General features: G+C 27.5%; 31 protein-coding genes and 1 other annotated feature (1 of these 32 cut by a window edge). Of the genes, 7 read left to right on the forward strand and 24 right to left on the reverse strand.

What is annotated here, in order from left to right; genetic code table 11:
- Positions 1-5: 5 nt before the first annotated feature.
- The 15 genes from ACTG44_RS14790 to ACTG44_RS14860 form a co-directional block, all read right to left on the reverse strand.
- The gene (locus tag ACTG44_RS14790; RefSeq protein WP_227845418.1) at positions 6-410 is read right to left on the reverse strand and encodes a hypothetical protein; all 405 of its coding nucleotides are present in this window, start codon (positions 408-410) and stop codon (positions 6-8) included.
- Between the two features lie 387 nt (positions 411-797).
- Complete coding sequence (locus ACTG44_RS14795) at positions 798-1091, reverse strand: hypothetical protein (RefSeq protein WP_479920729.1); 294 nt, start codon at positions 1089-1091, stop codon at positions 798-800.
- Between the two features lie 120 nt (positions 1092-1211).
- Positions 1212-1445, reverse strand: a complete 234-nt coding sequence (locus ACTG44_RS14800; protein ID WP_479920730.1) for a hypothetical protein — start codon at positions 1443-1445, stop codon at positions 1212-1214.
- Complete coding sequence (locus tag ACTG44_RS14805; protein ID WP_021359694.1) at positions 1442-1582, reverse strand: hypothetical protein; 141 nt, start codon at positions 1580-1582, stop codon at positions 1442-1444. The genes ACTG44_RS14800 and ACTG44_RS14805 overlap by 4 nt, the downstream gene beginning before the upstream one ends.
- Positions 1551-1931: an NUMOD1 domain-containing DNA-binding protein gene (locus tag ACTG44_RS14810; protein WP_479920731.1), complete on the reverse strand. Its 381-nt coding sequence runs from the start codon at positions 1929-1931 to the stop codon at positions 1551-1553. The genes ACTG44_RS14805 and ACTG44_RS14810 overlap by 32 nt, the downstream gene beginning before the upstream one ends.
- Positions 1932-1946: 15 nt before the next feature.
- Positions 1947-2204, reverse strand: coding sequence for a hypothetical protein (locus ACTG44_RS14815; protein WP_479920732.1), 258 nt, complete (start codon positions 2202-2204; stop codon positions 1947-1949).
- A 67-nt stretch (positions 2205-2271) separates the two neighbouring features.
- Entirely contained in the window at positions 2272-3063 is a 792-nt protein-coding gene (locus ACTG44_RS14820) for a hypothetical protein (protein WP_479920733.1), read from the reverse strand.
- 30 nt (positions 3064-3093) lie between these two features.
- Positions 3094-3804: an MBL fold metallo-hydrolase gene (locus tag ACTG44_RS14825; RefSeq protein WP_479920734.1), complete on the reverse strand. Its 711-nt coding sequence runs from the start codon at positions 3802-3804 to the stop codon at positions 3094-3096.
- Positions 3805-3806: 2 nt separating this feature from the next.
- Positions 3807-4679: a recombinase RecT gene (locus ACTG44_RS14830; protein ID WP_479920735.1), complete on the reverse strand. Its 873-nt coding sequence runs from the start codon at positions 4677-4679 to the stop codon at positions 3807-3809.
- A 2-nt stretch (positions 4680-4681) separates the two neighbouring features.
- The gene (locus ACTG44_RS14835; protein WP_479920736.1) at positions 4682-6634 is read right to left on the reverse strand and encodes an AAA family ATPase; all 1953 of its coding nucleotides are present in this window, start codon (positions 6632-6634) and stop codon (positions 4682-4684) included.
- Between the two features lie 81 nt (positions 6635-6715).
- The gene (locus tag ACTG44_RS14840) at positions 6716-6886 is read right to left on the reverse strand and encodes a hypothetical protein (RefSeq protein WP_227834412.1); all 171 of its coding nucleotides are present in this window, start codon (positions 6884-6886) and stop codon (positions 6716-6718) included.
- Positions 6887-6898: 12 nt separating this feature from the next.
- On the reverse strand, positions 6899-7114 hold the full coding sequence (locus ACTG44_RS14845) for a hypothetical protein (protein ID WP_227483521.1): 216 nt from the start codon (positions 7112-7114) through the stop codon (positions 6899-6901).
- 11 nt (positions 7115-7125) lie between these two features.
- Entirely contained in the window at positions 7126-7314 is a 189-nt protein-coding gene (locus ACTG44_RS14850; protein WP_479920737.1) for a hypothetical protein, read from the reverse strand.
- Between the two features lie 100 nt (positions 7315-7414).
- A complete protein-coding gene (locus ACTG44_RS14855) occupies positions 7415-7744 on the reverse strand; it encodes a helix-turn-helix domain-containing protein (RefSeq protein WP_479920738.1) in 330 nt (109 codons plus the stop codon).
- 140 nt (positions 7745-7884) lie between these two features.
- Entirely contained in the window at positions 7885-8082 is a 198-nt protein-coding gene (locus ACTG44_RS14860; protein ID WP_479920739.1) for a helix-turn-helix domain-containing protein, read from the reverse strand.
- Between the two features lie 58 nt (positions 8083-8140).
- Between ACTG44_RS14860 and ACTG44_RS14865 the strand changes: the two genes are divergently transcribed.
- The gene (locus ACTG44_RS14865; RefSeq protein ID WP_015984878.1) at positions 8141-8293 is read left to right on the forward strand and encodes a hypothetical protein; all 153 of its coding nucleotides are present in this window, start codon (positions 8141-8143) and stop codon (positions 8291-8293) included.
- Here the strand turns inward: ACTG44_RS14865 and ACTG44_RS14870 are convergent.
- The 3 genes from ACTG44_RS14870 to ACTG44_RS14880 are packed head-to-tail and all read right to left on the reverse strand — an operon-like array spanning position 8283 to position 9449.
- Complete coding sequence (locus ACTG44_RS14870) at positions 8283-8468, reverse strand: hypothetical protein (protein WP_479920740.1); 186 nt, start codon at positions 8466-8468, stop codon at positions 8283-8285. The genes ACTG44_RS14865 and ACTG44_RS14870 overlap by 11 nt on opposite strands.
- Positions 8469-8524: 56 nt before the next feature.
- Positions 8525-9277 (reverse strand): BRO-N domain-containing protein, encoded by a 753-nt coding sequence (locus ACTG44_RS14875; RefSeq protein ID WP_479920741.1) that lies wholly within the window; start codon positions 9275-9277, stop codon positions 8525-8527.
- The gene (locus tag ACTG44_RS14880) at positions 9270-9449 is read right to left on the reverse strand and encodes a hypothetical protein (protein ID WP_227841850.1); all 180 of its coding nucleotides are present in this window, start codon (positions 9447-9449) and stop codon (positions 9270-9272) included. Before ACTG44_RS14880 ends, ACTG44_RS14875 begins: the two co-directional genes overlap by 8 nt.
- A gap of 135 nt (positions 9450-9584) precedes the next feature.
- Between ACTG44_RS14880 and ACTG44_RS14885 the strand changes: the two genes are divergently transcribed.
- Entirely contained in the window at positions 9585-9764 is a 180-nt protein-coding gene (locus ACTG44_RS14885) for an Arc family DNA-binding protein (protein WP_074438730.1), read from the forward strand.
- A 3-nt stretch (positions 9765-9767) separates the two neighbouring features.
- Here ACTG44_RS14885 and ACTG44_RS14890 read toward each other — a convergent pair whose 3' ends face one another.
- On the reverse strand, positions 9768-9896 hold the full coding sequence (locus ACTG44_RS14890; RefSeq protein WP_479920742.1) for a hypothetical protein: 129 nt from the start codon (positions 9894-9896) through the stop codon (positions 9768-9770).
- A gap of 102 nt (positions 9897-9998) precedes the next feature.
- Between ACTG44_RS14890 and ACTG44_RS14895 the strand changes: the two genes are divergently transcribed.
- A complete protein-coding gene (locus ACTG44_RS14895; RefSeq protein ID WP_479920743.1) occupies positions 9999-10193 on the forward strand; it encodes a hypothetical protein in 195 nt (64 codons plus the stop codon).
- Positions 10194-10275: 82 nt separating this feature from the next.
- Here ACTG44_RS14895 and ACTG44_RS14900 read toward each other — a convergent pair whose 3' ends face one another.
- Together ACTG44_RS14900 and ACTG44_RS14905 are read right to left on the reverse strand one after the other, a co-directional pair.
- Entirely contained in the window at positions 10276-11067 is a 792-nt protein-coding gene (locus ACTG44_RS14900; RefSeq protein ID WP_479920744.1) for an ORF6N domain-containing protein, read from the reverse strand.
- A gap of 36 nt (positions 11068-11103) precedes the next feature.
- The gene (locus tag ACTG44_RS14905; RefSeq protein ID WP_479920745.1) at positions 11104-11313 is read right to left on the reverse strand and encodes a hypothetical protein; all 210 of its coding nucleotides are present in this window, start codon (positions 11311-11313) and stop codon (positions 11104-11106) included.
- Positions 11314-11488: 175 nt separating this feature from the next.
- Between ACTG44_RS14905 and ACTG44_RS14910 the strand changes: the two genes are divergently transcribed.
- Complete coding sequence (locus ACTG44_RS14910) at positions 11489-11884, forward strand: helix-turn-helix domain-containing protein (RefSeq protein ID WP_479920746.1); 396 nt, start codon at positions 11489-11491, stop codon at positions 11882-11884.
- On the opposite strand, the gene ACTG44_RS14915 is transcribed toward ACTG44_RS14910, so the two are convergent.
- Positions 11881-12018: a hypothetical protein gene (locus ACTG44_RS14915; RefSeq protein WP_021385638.1), complete on the reverse strand. Its 138-nt coding sequence runs from the start codon at positions 12016-12018 to the stop codon at positions 11881-11883. The two genes, ACTG44_RS14910 and ACTG44_RS14915, sit on opposite strands and share 4 nt — an antisense overlap.
- A 463-nt stretch (positions 12019-12481) precedes the next feature.
- Between ACTG44_RS14915 and ACTG44_RS14920 the strand changes: the two genes are divergently transcribed.
- The 3 genes from ACTG44_RS14920 (at position 12482) to ACTG44_RS14930 (ending at position 14307) form a co-directional block, all read left to right on the forward strand.
- Positions 12482-12679: a type II toxin-antitoxin system HicA family toxin gene (locus ACTG44_RS14920; RefSeq protein WP_479920747.1), complete on the forward strand. Its 198-nt coding sequence runs from the start codon at positions 12482-12484 to the stop codon at positions 12677-12679.
- A 40-nt stretch (positions 12680-12719) separates the two neighbouring features.
- Positions 12720-13121 (forward strand): type II toxin-antitoxin system HicB family antitoxin, encoded by a 402-nt coding sequence (locus ACTG44_RS14925; RefSeq protein ID WP_479920748.1) that lies wholly within the window; start codon positions 12720-12722, stop codon positions 13119-13121.
- Positions 13122-13188: 67 nt separating this feature from the next.
- Positions 13189-14307 carry a site-specific integrase gene (locus ACTG44_RS14930; RefSeq protein ID WP_479920749.1) on the forward strand — a complete coding sequence of 373 codons (1119 nt, stop codon included), beginning with the start codon at positions 13189-13191 and terminating at the stop codon, positions 14305-14307.
- Between the two features lie 166 nt (positions 14308-14473).
- Here ACTG44_RS14930 and ACTG44_RS14935 read toward each other — a convergent pair whose 3' ends face one another.
- Positions 14474-14863 (reverse strand): YkvA family protein, encoded by a 390-nt coding sequence (locus ACTG44_RS14935; RefSeq protein ID WP_479917292.1) that lies wholly within the window; start codon positions 14861-14863, stop codon positions 14474-14476.
- A 103-nt stretch (positions 14864-14966) separates the two neighbouring features.
- Entirely contained in the window at positions 14967-15968 is a 1002-nt protein-coding gene (asnA, locus tag ACTG44_RS14940; protein WP_021385601.1) for an aspartate--ammonia ligase, read from the reverse strand.
- Positions 15969-16026: 58 nt separating this feature from the next.
- Positions 16027-16087: a binding site (T-box leader), on the reverse strand (it continues 195 nt past the right edge of the window).

Genomic DNA, 16087 nt, shown 5'->3' on the forward strand with positions numbered 1-16087 from the left:
TCTTTTTATGCAATCTCAAAATGTTTTTCAACTATTTCTTTTATCCTTTCATGAAAATGATGTTTTGAAATAGCCTTAGTCACGTCTTTTTTTATGTAACCTTTATACATTCTTAGCGAATCCATTTTAAATTCTTCTGATACGCATTTTAAATAATTAGCATACTCAGAGTTAATTACATATAAATCTCCTGCATCATTTATATTGTATCTTTGTCTTATTTCATCGCTCTTGCAGTAACCAAAGTCGCCTATATTTATTTCCCTTTTATCCTCTTCATTTCTTTTATACTGATACAATTCTTCTACAAAAGCTGAAAACTTATCTATAAAATTATCTTCTTCAAATTTAACAATAAAAGTATGATATGAATTATAATACTGAGATACTATTAACGAATATTTATACATTTTATTCCCCTCTCTTTTCGTTTTTGAGAGTCGCAAAACACTTCAATAGCAATTTATATTAAGATACATTTTGCAACTCTCTAAACTGTTTTAATTAGATATTTTCACTTATATTTTTTCCAACATTTCCTCAAGTTTATTTTTAATATTTCTAAATGCACAATACATTTCTTTTTTTATAAAGTGTTCTTCATCATCATCAGAACTTAAATTCAATCTGCATAATGGACAATCATTAAAATCAAATTTTATTTGTAATTATCAGAATCTAATTTTTCTAGCACTTCCTCAATAGTTTGTTTACACTTTGATATTTTTTCAAATTCTTTAGTTCTTTTTGAAGCTACCTCATATTCTTCATATTTCATAATCTATTCCTCCCTTAAATTATCTTGTTATAATAAAATTCGCACACATTTTTAATCTTTCATTCAGATTTTTAATTTCATTTTTTACATACTCATTCCATGTTTTTATTGCCTGTTCTTTATCATCTGAAATTATATAAGCCCTAAAAACATTTTCTTTGCTTAATATTTTTCTTAACTCAGCTTTATCTATCTTAAAGAACTCTGTATCTCTAAAAAGCATTCTATTGTCTTTGTATAGTTCAATAAACTTATCAGTTATATTGTAAATTTCAATTTCTTCTAACCCTTGCGAGCTGCATATATAAAGCATTATTCTTTTACCTCCACACATTGTTATCGCAATTTTCACACTCTTTTAGATTCAATCTATACTCATAAATCCTACCAGCTATAAAACTTCCTATTATAAACATTGCAACAGCTAATATATTCATTTTTTAACGTCTCCTCGATTAAATTCAAAATAAGGTTTTTTGTTTCCAGTTTCATGGTCAATCAATTTTAGAATATACTCTTTAGTCAACTTACTATTTTTACTTTTTTCAATAATACATTTTGTGAATGCTTCTTTATATTCATTGCTATATACATAGTTTGGTAAGTCATTCCACTCAAATATTGTTTTAAAAAACAAGTTTAAACCTTCTTCGACGCTGATATTCATTTTTCTAACATCCCTTCATATTCATACTTACTAAGTATTTTTATAGCTATATCAATAGCTTTATTTACAGAACACTTTTTCTTATTTAATATCTTTTCAGCTAATTTAATTACTTGCTCCACATTTGCTAATACCATCTGACACCTCTTGAATATATTCAGCTTTCCAACCTTCTCTAGTTACTCTATTTTCTCTAGCTAAACAACTAGCATAATCTCCACTAATTTTTAAGTATTTACTTGCATCCTTTGCACTTTTGAATATCCTAATTTCTCCAGTTTCAATATTAAAAACTTTTATAGCTTTGCTCTTTGTATCATTAATTGGTTTTTTTCTTAATTTTTTAAATTTCGATTCATTAATTTTAAGCTTTATTTTCTTACTTTCATTTGCTTCTCTTATTTTTCTTAAATTAAGCTCAAATAGGTCTTCCAAATCTATAGTTTTACTCAAAAACTCTCCTGCATCCATCCAAACTTTAGCCATCTTATTACCTCTCCCTTATTTTGAAATACCTAGCATTTTATATCGCATTATTTTTGCTATAACTACTGATAAATACAATATTTTAAGCCACAACATATCTTTTTTTAAACACTCATTTACAGATATAATCTCAAAAGTCCCTTTCCCTGTTAATGGTTCATATTTATCAGTTTTTCTATTACTTAACTTGATTTTTTCTGTTGAATTATTCTGTATAAATTCAAATCTTTCACCATCACACTCTAAAAAGATTTTTCCATGCTCTTCTTTCATATTTCCTCCAATATATTTTTAACTTCTAGGAAGTAATATTGTATAATTACTCCCTAGATTATTTAACTTAACTGAACTTCTCCTTCTGACTTTTCTTAATAATGTCGTCTAATTCATCGCTGGTGTACTTAGTAAATGTTTCATTAAAATTATGAAACTTAGTCTTTTTTGTCTCTGAGATATTTTTACTTTTATTTTTTCTAAAGTTATCATCATTGCTATAGACTGTTTTCAGATATTTAAAACTTTTACCATCACATTCTTTGTATATTTCTATAGCTACTAAAAGCCTTTCTATATCCCAATCTTTAATTGTATTACACATATTTTTACTTATTTTTAATTGTGTCATTTCTTCAATTATTTTCTTCTTTTCCTCCACCTCACTGGTTTGGTTACAAGGTATAGTAGAAGGATATAGTGGATGGGTTTTTCGTTCCGGATTTTTATCCGTTTGGGTCGGATTTTTATCCGTTTGGGTCGGATTTTTATCCGAGCAGTCGGATTTATTTCCGACCTGTTGATAACTATCACTAATCAACTCTATGTACCTATATCCTAATTTATAGTAACTCCATGTACCACCTTGCTTTAATGTAGCATGTTCTAATATACCTATTTTATCTAGCTTTTTGAGTACTCTATAAATAGTGTCATGCTTCTCTGTATAAAGAATTGGTAGCTCTTTAATAACCCCAGAATAATCAACCCAATAATATTCAATTCCATTAATAAGTTTTCTTGCCATCCTGCCACTACCTAGAAAATCTACAAACCATCTCAATATAAGTAAATCCTTTGTATTTAATCCTAATTCTACTGCCTTTTTCTGACTGAATCCTAATATTGTATATTTCAAGGTTTCACCTACTTAATTAACTTCTATCCTTTATAAATAAATTTCTAATCCTTTTTCAGCTACCATTACTGGTATTCCTACATTCTTTTCTATCTCTTTTATAAATAAATTCTTATCACTATTATCTTCACTTAGATGTAGCAAAGTAATTGTTTTTATATTGCTTAAATCATTAGCTTTTAAAAAATTAATTACATTACTTAACTCAAAGTGACTTTTAACTATTCTATTTCTCAAATAAATCTTATTTTTGTTGCTGTCTAATAAATCTTTACTATAGTTACATTCAATCATGATGTGATTTAAATTCTTAAAGTTATATTCACAATAGTAACTATCTGTGATGAAAAGTAGATTACCAATATCTTTATGATTTATTAAAAATCCTAATGGTTCTACTGCATCATGTTTGGTTGAGAAAGGCATTATATTAAAATTGCCTATCTTAAATAATTTCTCGCTTTCTATAACTTTAGTTCTATGATTTTCTATTCCTAAAGCTTCTAATGTTCCTTTGCTAGTAAATACATCTATTCCACTACTTGTAAGCTCTACAATCGCTTTTGAGTGGTCTTTATGTTCATGTGTGACTAAACACCCAATAACACTTTCTAAATTGAAATCTAAGCCTTTTAGTATGTCTTTGTAGTTAATTCCGCACTCGAGTATTAATGTCTCATTTTCCAGCTGGAGCAAGTAACAATTACCTCTGCTACTGCTCCCTAATACTTTAATTTTCATCTTTAAAATGGTGGTGCTTCAAATTCCTGTTGTTTTACTTCTTCTGACTTAGATTCTTTAATTTCAATAGCTTTTTCTTTTTCTTCTTCTGCCAAAATATCTATAGTTTTTTTATTAGCATTTTCCTCGATTTCTTCTTCTACTTGTCTGTCCACATACTCAACTGAATTATCATCTTTTATTACTGCTTGGTCAGTTTCAAGTGCCTTTTGCATTTCTATACTTAATATTCCATATTTAGATAACAATCTTTTAAGTACTGTTTTAACTGCCATTGAATCAAAGTCAGTTGTCCAAAGACTTGATTTTACAACGTAATCCTTGTTACTTTTGTATGTTTGACTATATCTTTTAGCGTATTTCTCCATATCCTCTTTACTCATATATAGAGTTTTTTCAAATCCATTTAACAATTTAAAATATGCTATATATCCAACAACAATCTCTTTGTCTATTTCATCTTCATTTTCATTAAACTCTATCTCTCCAGTCAGCCTATTAACGCTTTTAATCTCACCCTCATAGATTTCTATTGCATTGATTGTTTTATACTGTCCAGTCCTCATAGCTAGTTGTATAAACCCTTTATATCCAATTTGAAATTGAGCTTCTTTAACTCCTTTATTTGTAAAAGGCACTAGATAAGAGAAACCTAAATTTGGGTCTATTGGTAAATCTAATGTTGCTGCAACCATTGCAGATTTTAAAATTGAATTAGGTTCTGCATCTTTTAAACTTGGTAAGTTGGATACATTAACGACTGATGCCATAAATGTATTAGCCTTGTCTTTTAAAACCTCTTTAAATCTTTTCTTATAAGCTTCTGTAGATAGTAAATTCTTAACACTTACTTGTCTTTGTATTTCATTTGCCATTTTTAGTTCACTCCTTCTATTTTTAATGGATTATCATTACTTACGACCAAATTTATTATTTGACTATCAATATCAATCAAAGTATTCACGCTTTCCCTATTATCAATAAAGATTGGCATCTTAACTTCAAAATGATTAGACAAAGTATTTATTATATCTAGTCCTCCGTTTATCTGCCCTGCTGTGTTTACATTGCTGAAAGGTACACCATTTATTAAAGCTTCACAGGTTTCCTCAATTCCACCGTTTATTTGTTCTTTAAATAGTTTAAATGTTACATTTTTAAATTTACTACTTATATTACTTTCTAATAAACTAACTTTAGTCTTTATAAATAACTCACATAGGTTGAGTATTTTTTCTTGATGAGCTAGTTCTATACCTAACGCTTTTTCTTTTTCTAACAACTGTTCTTTTCTATCTAATAGCTCTTTGTTAATATCTCTTTTAGCTAGTTCTTTATTAAGTGACTCAATTTCAACCATCAGTTTTTTCTTATTTTCTTTTAGTTCATCTATGTTTTTATCAGCATCTTTATTGTTTATTTTTTCTTCTAGCTCTTTTATTTCTACACTAATTTGTGTTAATCTATTTTCTTCTTCTACTGAATATATCTCTGTAGATTTTGTATTTTCTAATTCTTTTTTTATCTTATCTATTAATACTGCTTTTTCTTGTATCTCTTTTAAAGCTTCCTTTTCATCTAACTGTAGTTGCTCAATCTCTGTGTTAAGCTTTTCTACTTCTTCGCCCTTAGATTTACCTAATGTTCCTATCTCTTTTAATACTTTTGCTTTATTTAAATTAAAGTTATCTAACATTTCTTTTTTCTTTGCTTCTATATCATCAACTTCTAAAGGTCTTTTGCAAGTTGGGCACTCTGTTTGCACAGTACTTAAATTTAACATTGTTTGACTTTCTTTAGACCATTCATTTCTAAGGCTATTTGTTTCTTCAACTAATTTATCTCTCGAATTTTCTTTTAGTTTTCTATCGCTTTCTAAATACACAAGGTTATTTCTTAGCGTTTGAACATTATAATTTAGACCTTCTTTTTCACTTATTAACTCATTTCTCTTCTTATTTCCTCTTTCACTCGCCGATTGTTTAATACTTTGTATCTCTTGTTTTAGTTCAAATACCTTTTCTTTGTCTTTTAAAATCTGTTCATTTGCTTTTGTACCACTTAACAACATATCCTCAATACTTTCTAAATCAGCTTTTTTAGCATTAAGTTGAGTTTCTATCCCCTCAAAATCTATGTCATATAGGCTCTTATCACATTCATTTATACGAACTGGTATTTCTTCTTTTTCTTTAGATAGATTATTCTTAGTAGCTTTTCTATTCTTAATAATCTTATCTATGTTATTTTCCTTTTCAAATTCTGTAATAAGTGGAGTTAGCTCCTGTTTAGCTTCTATAATTTGTTCTGTTGTTATATCTCCACATACATTTAAAATCACTTCTCTAGCTTTTTTCCAATTAAGTTCATTTGAGAAATAATAGGGATTAGTAAGTAATTTAAACTGGTCCTCGTCTGCTATTTCTGCTATCTCTTTTACATATTCACTCTTTTTTATTGGAGTATCATTTATCATGTAAGTTGTTTCATTTTTAGTAAAAGTTGCTTCTGATTCTCCTCTTTTTCTAGTCCACTTTTCTTCATATTTCTTAGTTAGCTTTATCTCTTTATTATTAACTTCTAATACTGCTGTAACAGTCGTCACAAGCCCTCTAATGACTTTATTTTGCTTATCCAAAGGCTTTATCTCAAATACACTTCTATTCTTGCTATCTTTATCAAACATTACCCATGTGAAAGCATCAAATATTGAAGTCTTGCCAGTTGCATTTTCTCCAAATATATTAGTTACATTTTCAAAATCTATATGAAGTTCTTTTACTCCTTTAAAATTCTCTATATCTAAACTTTTTAATAAAATTGCTTTCATTTTAGTTCCCCCTTGTGCTATAATATAGCTACATAAATTTGATTTACCTTTTGATTAGAGCCAATCGCAATGGCTCTTTTCTTATGCTTTATTTTCTATTTCTAAAAACTCTAGTATATTCTCACTAGCTTGTTTTACACCTTCCCACCAGCTTAGAGTGTCTTTGTCATAATCCTCTTTTGCTTTTAATTCTTTTATGCTTTTCTTTGCTTGTTTAATTTGACTTGTTGCAACTGATATAGCTAATTCCATTAAATACACCCCCTAATTTAAAAATACAATCTCATAATCACCATATCTAACATCTTCTACTATTAGTGCTTGATACTCCATACATCCTCTTTCTTTGTCATAGTAAGCTAAATTTAGCTCATTTTCTGTTGCTACTACTACTATGCAGTCGATTTCAAAACCAAGTCTTTTACAATTTACTTTTACTGCATTTCCTACTTCAACTTTCTTTAAATCGAATTTATTCATAATTACCTCCTTTATTTATTTTTTAAATTTGATGGTAAATACAAGTTAACTACATTTATATCTCTTGTTAATGCACTTCTTTTAACTTTTTTATCTTTATTAAACGTCTTGTTACTTCTCTGCTCGTCATAGTATGTAATCTTATATAACTCTTTGTCCTGCTCTATCTTATAGATTTTATTTTTATAGATTGTTTTCATGCGATTATCTCCTTGTTGTATTTTTAAGACCTTCAAAACTCGCTTTCTTATTATATTGCTTACAAAGTTGTACATAAGCTATTAGCACCTTTGCACTCAACTAAATCACCCCCTTTCTCTTTTTCATTACATCTTTATCCTTCATTACGTTTTTCATTACATATTCTTCAAAAGAAATCAAATCTATTCTATAACATCCTGCGATTTTGATAACTGTATATAGATTTTGTGCTTCTGCTTCCTTTACCATATTTCTTGCTGTTACATCTGATACTTTCAAATACTCTTTAAACTCTTTTAATGTGACTAACTTCATTTGCTTAATTCCTTCTCTATCTAAAAACATCTTAATGATGTCTGTTGTATCATCTCTTTGCATTAATTCTTGCACTAAGTCTTTTGTGTCTATGAATTGTAATGCTGTGCTCATTTTTATCTCACCCTTTCTGTATATGTAGACTTATTATTTAAAGAAAACTTTGCTAAATTCAATTCCTAAAAAGTAGAAAATTAAAATTAGAACTGCTCTAAGTAATAATGCTTTTTCTTTATTTTTCATTTTTATCATTCCTATCTTCCAACTAATTCATCTAATGCAACGTCTAAATAGTTAGCTATTTTTATCAATGTATCTATAGTTGGATTTTTATTTTCTCCTCTTAAAATTGAATATAAATTTCCTGAATCTACTCCTATTTCTTTTGCTAATTTCCACGCTTTTAAATTTCTATCTCTTAAAATTTTATTTATGTTGTCATTAATTGCCATTATTTTCCTCCTTTGATATAATTTATTTATAGGATATATCCTATAAATACATTTAAAGGTGGTGATACCTATAGCTAAAAACACTAAACAAACAAGTAAAACTGTTGCTTCTAAGGCTAGTAAGATTCTTAAAGACGGAAGATATAGTGCTGCTTCCAAATCAGTTGCTGGTAGTGCTCTGTCACAAACTAAGAAAGGACCTAAAAAGTAGTCTTTCTTTTGACTTCTAACGATAATATGAATTCTTTATTTATTAGAAGTTCCTGCTTACCATCAATAATCTTTACCATATTTGATGGTAAGCATTTTTCTTTATTTTTAAATTCTCTAAGCTCTATATCCTCAAATTCTTCTCCTGTTGCTAGTACTAATTTTTTAATTTTCATTTAATCACTTCCTTTTCAAAATATTCTGTATTTATTTTTCAAAGTGTTAGTTTTATCTAGTTATCAAAGCTAATTAAAGCTTTTTTTATAATAGGTATCACATTTTCATAATATCTAAAAGTTGTAACTTGTTTATTTGAATGTTTAGCCTTATCCCAAACCTTAATGCCATATTCATCTGTTTTCAAATTATAAGCATTTGCTAAACTTCCAACTTTATTAGCTGAAACTCCTAATATTTTACCTATTTCTGTAGCTGAATAAGTTTTTTTATTTGCTACAGGTAATGGTATTAATGCTTCTCCATATAGTTCTTCTGTTGCTTTAGAATACATAATCTGTTTATATTCTTTTATATCTACATTTTCTGCTATCTCTAGATATATCTTTGCTTCCCTTGCCCTTGCATTTTTTAATCTTGCTTGAGCATTCATGTATTTTATTTCTGATTCGTTCTTAATATCTTTGGATTTTTTACTATTGTATGTGCCTGTTTCTCTTATGTTTGGAAGCACTTCATCAAATACCCAACTCTCAAATTTTTCTGCATTTGGTAATTCACTATTAGAAATAAGCCTATACATATCGCCTTCTGGTATAATATTTACCTTCAAAACTTTAGAATTACTTTGTGGATGAGGTATGTCGCATTTCGCTACCCACTTACAATGTTTCTTAACTGCATCTCTAGTGTTAGAGTAACCAAGAGCTTTTGCTATATCTGTTGCTACAAAATACGGTTTACCATCAATTTCAATAGTTCTTATCTCACCAAAATTGCAATTTTTAAATATTTGTAAATTATTCATACTTTCCATCCTCCTTATGACTATTTTTATATTCAGATAAATCAAACTCTTTCCATAAAATATCTATTATAAATGAGTTTTTGGTTAATCCTAAGTATTTTGATTTTCTTGTTATTTCTTCATTTAATTTTTCGGGCATCCTAACAGTTATTCTCTTCTTATTTGAGTTCATTTTGCCGTCAACTCCTTTCTTGTTTTAATAATATCACGCCGTCTTTATGCCGTCAATATATTTTATAGATTTTCTATGAATTATTTTTATGATATAATAATGACATCATTTAGACTTTAAAAAGGAGGTATTATTATGTCAACTTCATTGCCTAAATACACTTTGCGTATAAATAAAATTTTACTTGAAAAAATTAAGTATATTGCAGAAAGTGAAGGTCGTTCTGCTAATAAAGAAATTGAACAATTAATAAAGAAGCATGTTGAAAATTATGAACAAACAAAAGGAGAAATAAAAGTTAATATTGAAGAATAACGTTTATAAAGCTTTGCTAATCACTGATAGTATGTATTCATTTACTGACATACCTCTTTGATTAGCTTTTTCTTTGCATTTAACATATAATTCTTCTGTAATACTCAGGGTATATTTCTTTTTATCATTCAATCTATCTCACCTCTTTCAAATACTCTGTATCTATTTCTTAGCACATTATCTCAATACACCATGTTATAATTAACTTAAATTCTAATGAAAGCTGGTGTTATCATGAAATTTGTTTATGTTAAGATATTTAGTAACTGGATTGATATAACTGATATTGGCACTATAAATGGTTGTAATGTAGTAGAATATATTAATGGGAACCTTGATAAGATGTACTCTAGTAATTATGTTTCTGTAGATTACAAAGATAAAAACTATTGCATTCATCCATCATGTATTCAAATAGTTACAAAATAAAGTGTTTATCTCTCTTTAAAAAACTTTTAAGGGAGATATTTTTATTCTATATTTAATTTTCAAAGTGCTAGTTCAATTTAAACTAATTCTTATTTAAATCACTTGATATTCCATATTTTAAAGCCATATCTTTTACAATAGCCACATAACCTTCTATAAGTTTCTTATCATCTTGTATTACATCTAAATTGTTGATTTTCTCTCTTTTAGATTCAGATACTCCTTCTTCTGCCATCTTTCTTCTTTTATTGATTAATCTTCGATTTAAGTCAACTCCAAACCTATTGTTTAGTAACTCGTAACTTTCTCTTCTAAGCATGTTTATATGTTCAAAACTACCTTGCTGTTTTGCTATTCTTGCAATTAGTTGTTGTGTATCCTTTCTCCAGTCTGTAGCATTTAATGAAACAACTTCTTTTATTGTTTTAACTTCTGTTTTTGCTTCTAATGCTATGTTGTTAGCTTGATTAACTTGAAATCTTAAATCTTTCATTTCTTTTAAACTTTCTATTAATACATCTTCTATACAAGTTGCTTTCTGTTGCTTAACTTTGAAGTATGTTTCCTCTAAGTTATCAAACTGTTCCCAAGCCTTATCTGTATCTAGGATTTTACAATGTCTATTTGCTCCTCTTTCGGTCCAAAGATAAAGTTTGTTTACATTAGGTGCAATTCCTATATCATATGAACCGCGTTTAAATATCCTTAAATCATCACCTTGTAGACAAAAATAATGTTTACCTTCGATAAATCTCTCTTTATTATTATTAAAATTGTTACTTATATTTCTTACATCTGTTTCATATACATCTGCTAGTTGCTGTGTAGTTAAAACTCTTTTGTTGTTTCTTTCTATTGCTTGTAAGTTGTTCATGCATTTCAGCCTCGCTTTCCTTTAGTTTTCATTTTGTTAACTTTCTTTGTAAAAAAGTTCCTCTATAGTTATTCCTGGTACTCTTTTTTTTATGTAACAATATATATTGAACATTTCCCTCTGAGTGAACTCTCTGGTTCCCTTTTCTTTCATATAATATGATGTCAGACACATATTAGCTATAGTAGCCATTTCTTTTTGTGACATTTCCATAAACTTTCTATATCTAGCAAGATTGTTAATCATTTTGTCACCTCTCTTTGTTTTCATTTTGTTAACTTAATTATAGTTAACATTCTGCTAACTGTCAATACATTTTTATGAATTTTTTAATAAAAATATACATTTTGTTAACAACAGTTATCATTTTGCTAATAACATGTTATCATTTAGTTAATTATTAAAACGGAAGGTGAATATTATGGCTAATACATTTGGAAACAGGTTGAAAAATTTAAGAAGTGAAAAAAGAATAACAGGCGAAGAATTCGGAAAAATATTAAATGTTACAAAAGTAGCTGTAAGCAACTGGGAAAGTGATAGAAGATTTCCTGACCAAGATACATTAAAAAATATTGCTGACTATTTTGATGTATCAATAGATTATTTACTATGCAGAAGTAATACAAGAAACATAATTAATGATGAAGTTAATACAACTACTACAGCTTTTGATATAATCGAAAATTCAGATACTAATAAAAAAGTTAAAGAACTTATGAAAAAAATATACTCTCTCAATGATGATGATAGAAGTGCTATAGAAAAAATAATTGATAATGCTTATATAATAAAAACAAAGGAAGAAGAGAATTAAAACTCTTCTTCTCTTTCTATTTTTTTTAATAAACTTTCAAAAAACTCAACATCCAATTCTAATAATAACTCTAATTCTTCCATGGTCTTTTTAATGCGTTCTTCTTCATTAATACTTTCATTTGACTTATACATATATATCCCCCTATCATAAGAACTTATGTTCTTATTTTTAGTTAAAAACTCCCAACAATTTTTAATAAAGTTTATGTAATTATACCCTTTTATTTCTAGAAATATTTTTAGATTATTCAGAATTGTCTTTGATAATTATCTTACTTACATAATAATACTTTTGATTTGTTAATGCAATAAAAAAAGCGTAATTGTAATAAAAAAATCGAAATTTGTAGACAGTTGGAAGTTTTTTCCAATTCAATATATTATTAATCGAGTTTTTTATTATATTTTTTTATAAAAACCTATTTTTATAATATATTTTAAAATATTTTATTTGTTTATATTCACTTTAAAATATTTGTCAATTAAAAAAGCATATTTTAAAGCTTCAACTTTCTAATTTAAATTTGTATTTTAGCTTCCTTTTCTGTTTACACGTATATAAATACGTGTTATAATATAATTGTAAGGAGGGAATATGAAATCTTATTCTTCAAGAGAAATTTTAAAAATACTTAATGCAGATGGATGGTATGAAGTAAATTGTGTTGGTGACCACCATCAATTTAAACATCCTACCAAAAAAGGTAAGGTTACAGTACCACACCCAAACAAGGATTTGCCTATCAGAACTGTAAAAAGCATTTTTAAACAAGCTGGGATTAATATTAGTTAATCCCTTCTCTCCTCACAAAACCTTTAAAGGAGTTGATAAAATGAAAAAAGATATATATGTGTATCCTGCTATACTAAGCTATGATGAGGATGGTATATCAGTAGAATTTCCTGATTTACCAGGTTGCATTACATGCGGAGATACAACAGAAGAAGCTTTAAAAATGGCAAAAGAAGCATTAGGGCTACATCTGTATGGCATGGAAGAAGATAATGACATAATACCGAATCCAACGACTATAGATAAATTAAACTTAGAGAAAAATCAAATACCAACTTTAATAGAGATATATATGCCTATTCACAGAAAAGCTATAGAGAATTATTCTGTTAAAAAAACTCTTACTATACCACAATGGCTTAATAGAGAAGCTGAAAGAAATAAGGTTAATTTTTCTCAGATACTTCAAGAAGCTTTAAAAAACCATCTTAATATTCATTAGATATAATTAGAGCAGTCTAACTGCTCTTTTATATAAATTTTATAAAACTTATAAAGGGAGTGTACATATGAACATCAAATCAGCTTTTATAAGAAAAAGAAATGAAAAATTTCATGTATATGTGGAGTATGTGGAAGAAGAAACTGGGAAAAAGAAACAAAAAAGTTATGGAAGTTATGAAAAGAAAAAAGATGCTGAAAAACATTTAATTGAAATAAAATCGACTATAAACAATAATAAGTTTGTTGCTCCAAGTGGTGTAACTCTTTTAGAAAGGTGTTATAGATATTTGGAAGAAAGGAAAGATGATTTTTCGCCTTATACTTTGAGAAATAGAAAAAGTGTAATTAGAAATCACATTGAACCTTTTTTTGGAGATATAAAATTAATTGATATTAGTCCAAACATTTTACAAACATATGTTAATAAGATATATAAAAAATATTCTTTAAATTCTGCTAAAAATTCAATCAGTTTTTTAACTGCTCTATTACATGAAGCCTATAGACTCAGAGAAATACAAGAAGATGTTACTAAGTTTGTAATAACTCCAAATAAAGAAGATGTTTCTGAAACTAATTTTTATACTAAAGAAGAGGCTCAGATGCTGTTAGAAAAGTGTCTTGATACTAATTTAGCTATACCTATTTATTTTATGCTAGGACTTGGTCTACGCTTTGGTGAAGCTGTAGGAGTTAGATGGTCTGATGTTCAACTTAATGAAGGAGTCATAAATATAAAGCAAACAATGGTACATGTCGATGGAAAAGTAACTTTTAAATCCCCTAAAACAACTAAATCTAAGAGAAGGTTAACAGCACCAACAGAGTTGATAGTACTATTAAAAGAAGAAAAGTTAAGACAAAATAAATTAAAATTACAAGGTATACTAAAAAACGAATTAGATTTAATATGCTTAAATAAAAAATTTCAACCTTGGACACAACAAAAATTTTTCAAACCTTTTAAAAGATTATTAGAGAGTAACAATCTTAGATACATAAAATTGCACGAGCTTAGACATACAAATGCAACTTTAATGTTGCTTTCTGGAACTAATATAAAAACTATATCAGAAAGATTGGGGCATACAGATATAAAAATAACTATGAATAAATACTCTCATGTTTTAGAAGAAATGGACAAAGAAGCTTCTGATAATTTAAGTAAAATTTTATTTAAATAATGGTCAGTTTTATGTCAGTAAGATGTCAGTTAATCATATATTTTTTTATTTGTCAGTTAGATGTCAGTTAAGTGTTTATTACTAGATAGTAGCAAAAGCTAGTATTTAACTACTATCTAGTAGCACTTAATATCGTATAATATCTAAGCATAACACATATAAATTGTTATTCTTCTTCATCTTTTATAGAAAATTCTACATTTTCAATTATATTTGAATGTTTATCTTTTTTTGTAATATTTCTATATCTATTAATTTCTTCATTCACAATACCTATACTCCAAATTAATACTATAATATCGTCTATAAATCCAAATGCTCCAGTAAGCATCTCCGGGATTATATCAACTCCAGATACAAAGTATGATATAGTGAAAATCAAAACAGAAACTACTTTTACTTTATAAACTATATTGATTCTTTTATCAGTCATAAAATCAGGTAGTTTGAGTAAATCAAATATAAAAAGTAAACCAAATTTAGCATTTTTAAATCTCACTAAAATTTTTTTTAAAAAATCTAAAATTATATTAACGACTCTTTTTAGAGATTCCATATTTACCACCTCTTATAATTATAGGTTATTCTACATTATAACCGATATAATTAATTTGATGAGTATATTAGCTATAAATTTTATCAATTAGTATATATTTAAATTATAATAATTCAATTCCTGCACTACTACAATTTTTAATCATATCTTGTGGCCATACTCCAACTTGTACTTCTCCTATATGAGCTTTTTGTAAGAAATACATACATATTCTTGACTGACCAATACCTCCACCAATTGTATATGGAAGTTCACCATTTAAAAGCATCTTATGATAATCAAACTCTTTTCTTTCTTCACATTCAGCCAGTTTCAATTGTCTATCAAGAGACTCTTCATCAACCCTAATTCCCATTGAAGATAGTTCTAATGCAGAATCTAAAACAGGGTTATAAAATAATATATCTCCATTCAATTCCCAATCATCGTAGTCAGGGCTTCTTCCATCATGCTTTTCTCCTGACATTAGTGTCTTTCCTATTTGAGTTATAAATACAGCTTTCTTATCTTTTACAATTTTATCTTCTCTTTCCTTTGGAGATAGTTCTGGATACATATCTTCTAACTCTTGTGATGTTATAAATGTTATTTCTTCTGGCAATATTTCTTTTATACCTTCATACATGCTACATACAAATATTTCAGTATCTTTAAATACTCCATACAATCTTTTTACAATATCTTTCAAAGTTTTTTCATTTCTGCTACTTTTATCTATCACCAATTCCCAGTCCCATTGGTCTACATAAAGAGAATGTATGTTATCTAATTCTTCATTTTTTCTTATCGCATTCATATCTGTATATAAACCACTACCAACTTCAAAGCCATATTTTTTAAGAGCTAATCTCTTCCATTTTGCAAGTGATTGAACAATTTCTGCATTTTTATTCATAAATGGTATATCAAAACTTACAGCCTTTTCTCCATTTAAATTATCATTTGCACCTGTTTCAGGTAATACAAATAATGGAGAAGAAACTCTTATTAGATTTAGCTCATTACTTAATCTCATTTCAAAAAAATCTTTTAATTTTTTTATAGCTACTTGTGTATCAATTACATTCAAACTACTTTTATAATCCTTTGGTATTATTGTACTCATATTATTCACTCCCTAGATTTATATATTTTTCCATTAAAAAAACCTCTCATCCCTATATAAAAGGGACGAAAGGTTATCTTTCCGCGGTACCACCCTGATTAGTTTAAAATAAATTTAAA

The organism is Clostridioides sp. LIBA-2809 (assembly GCF_056688965.1).

Coding starts and splice junctions, on each gene's coding strand:
- ACTG44_RS14790 (WP_227845418.1), bottom strand. CDS start 410: ATGTATAAATATTCGTTAATAGTATCTCAGTATTATAATTCATATCAT.
- ACTG44_RS14795 (WP_479920729.1), bottom strand. CDS start 1,091: ATGCTTTATATATGCAGCTCGCAAGGGTTAGAAGAAATTGAAATTTAC.
- ACTG44_RS14800 (WP_479920730.1), bottom strand. CDS start 1,445: ATGAATATCAGCGTCGAAGAAGGTTTAAACTTGTTTTTTAAAACAATA.
- ACTG44_RS14805 (WP_021359694.1), bottom strand. CDS start 1,582: ATGGTATTAGCAAATGTGGAGCAAGTAATTAAATTAGCTGAAAAGATA.
- ACTG44_RS14810 (WP_479920731.1), bottom strand. CDS start 1,931: ATGGCTAAAGTTTGGATGGATGCAGGAGAGTTTTTGAGTAAAACTATA.
- ACTG44_RS14815 (WP_479920732.1), bottom strand. CDS start 2,204: ATGAAAGAAGAGCATGGAAAAATCTTTTTAGAGTGTGATGGTGAAAGA.
- ACTG44_RS14825 (WP_479920734.1), bottom strand. CDS start 3,804: ATGAAAATTAAAGTATTAGGGAGCAGTAGCAGAGGTAATTGTTACTTG.
- ACTG44_RS14830 (WP_479920735.1), bottom strand. CDS start 4,679: ATGGCAAATGAAATACAAAGACAAGTAAGTGTTAAGAATTTACTATCT.
- ACTG44_RS14835 (WP_479920736.1), bottom strand. CDS start 6,634: ATGAAAGCAATTTTATTAAAAAGTTTAGATATAGAGAATTTTAAAGGA.
- ACTG44_RS14840 (WP_227834412.1), bottom strand. CDS start 6,886: ATGGAATTAGCTATATCAGTTGCAACAAGTCAAATTAAACAAGCAAAG.
- ACTG44_RS14845 (WP_227483521.1), bottom strand. CDS start 7,114: ATGAATAAATTCGATTTAAAGAAAGTTGAAGTAGGAAATGCAGTAAAA.
- ACTG44_RS14850 (WP_479920737.1), bottom strand. CDS start 7,314: ATGAAAACAATCTATAAAAATAAAATCTATAAGATAGAGCAGGACAAA.
- ACTG44_RS14855 (WP_479920738.1), bottom strand. CDS start 7,744: ATGAGCACAGCATTACAATTCATAGACACAAAAGACTTAGTGCAAGAA.
- ACTG44_RS14860 (WP_479920739.1), bottom strand. CDS start 8,082: ATGGCAATTAATGACAACATAAATAAAATTTTAAGAGATAGAAATTTA.
- ACTG44_RS14870 (WP_479920740.1), bottom strand. CDS start 8,468: ATGAAAATTAAAAAATTAGTACTAGCAACAGGAGAAGAATTTGAGGAT.
- ACTG44_RS14875 (WP_479920741.1), bottom strand. CDS start 9,277: ATGAATAATTTACAAATATTTAAAAATTGCAATTTTGGTGAGATAAGA.
- ACTG44_RS14880 (WP_227841850.1), bottom strand. CDS start 9,449: ATGAACTCAAATAAGAAGAGAATAACTGTTAGGATGCCCGAAAAATTA.
- ACTG44_RS14885 (WP_074438730.1), top strand. CDS start 9,585: ATGTCAACTTCATTGCCTAAATACACTTTGCGTATAAATAAAATTTTA.
- ACTG44_RS14895 (WP_479920743.1), top strand. CDS start 9,999: ATGAAATTTGTTTATGTTAAGATATTTAGTAACTGGATTGATATAACT.
- ACTG44_RS14900 (WP_479920744.1), bottom strand. CDS start 11,067: ATGAACAACTTACAAGCAATAGAAAGAAACAACAAAAGAGTTTTAACT.
- ACTG44_RS14905 (WP_479920745.1), bottom strand. CDS start 11,313: ATGATTAACAATCTTGCTAGATATAGAAAGTTTATGGAAATGTCACAA.
- ACTG44_RS14910 (WP_479920746.1), top strand. CDS start 11,489: ATGGCTAATACATTTGGAAACAGGTTGAAAAATTTAAGAAGTGAAAAA.
- ACTG44_RS14915 (WP_021385638.1), bottom strand. CDS start 12,018: ATGTATAAGTCAAATGAAAGTATTAATGAAGAAGAACGCATTAAAAAG.
- ACTG44_RS14920 (WP_479920747.1), top strand. CDS start 12,482: ATGAAATCTTATTCTTCAAGAGAAATTTTAAAAATACTTAATGCAGAT.
- ACTG44_RS14925 (WP_479920748.1), top strand. CDS start 12,720: ATGAAAAAAGATATATATGTGTATCCTGCTATACTAAGCTATGATGAG.
- ACTG44_RS14930 (WP_479920749.1), top strand. CDS start 13,189: ATGAACATCAAATCAGCTTTTATAAGAAAAAGAAATGAAAAATTTCAT.
- ACTG44_RS14935 (WP_479917292.1), bottom strand. CDS start 14,863: ATGGAATCTCTAAAAAGAGTCGTTAATATAATTTTAGATTTTTTAAAA.
- asnA (WP_021385601.1), bottom strand. CDS start 15,968: ATGAGTACAATAATACCAAAGGATTATAAAAGTAGTTTGAATGTAATT.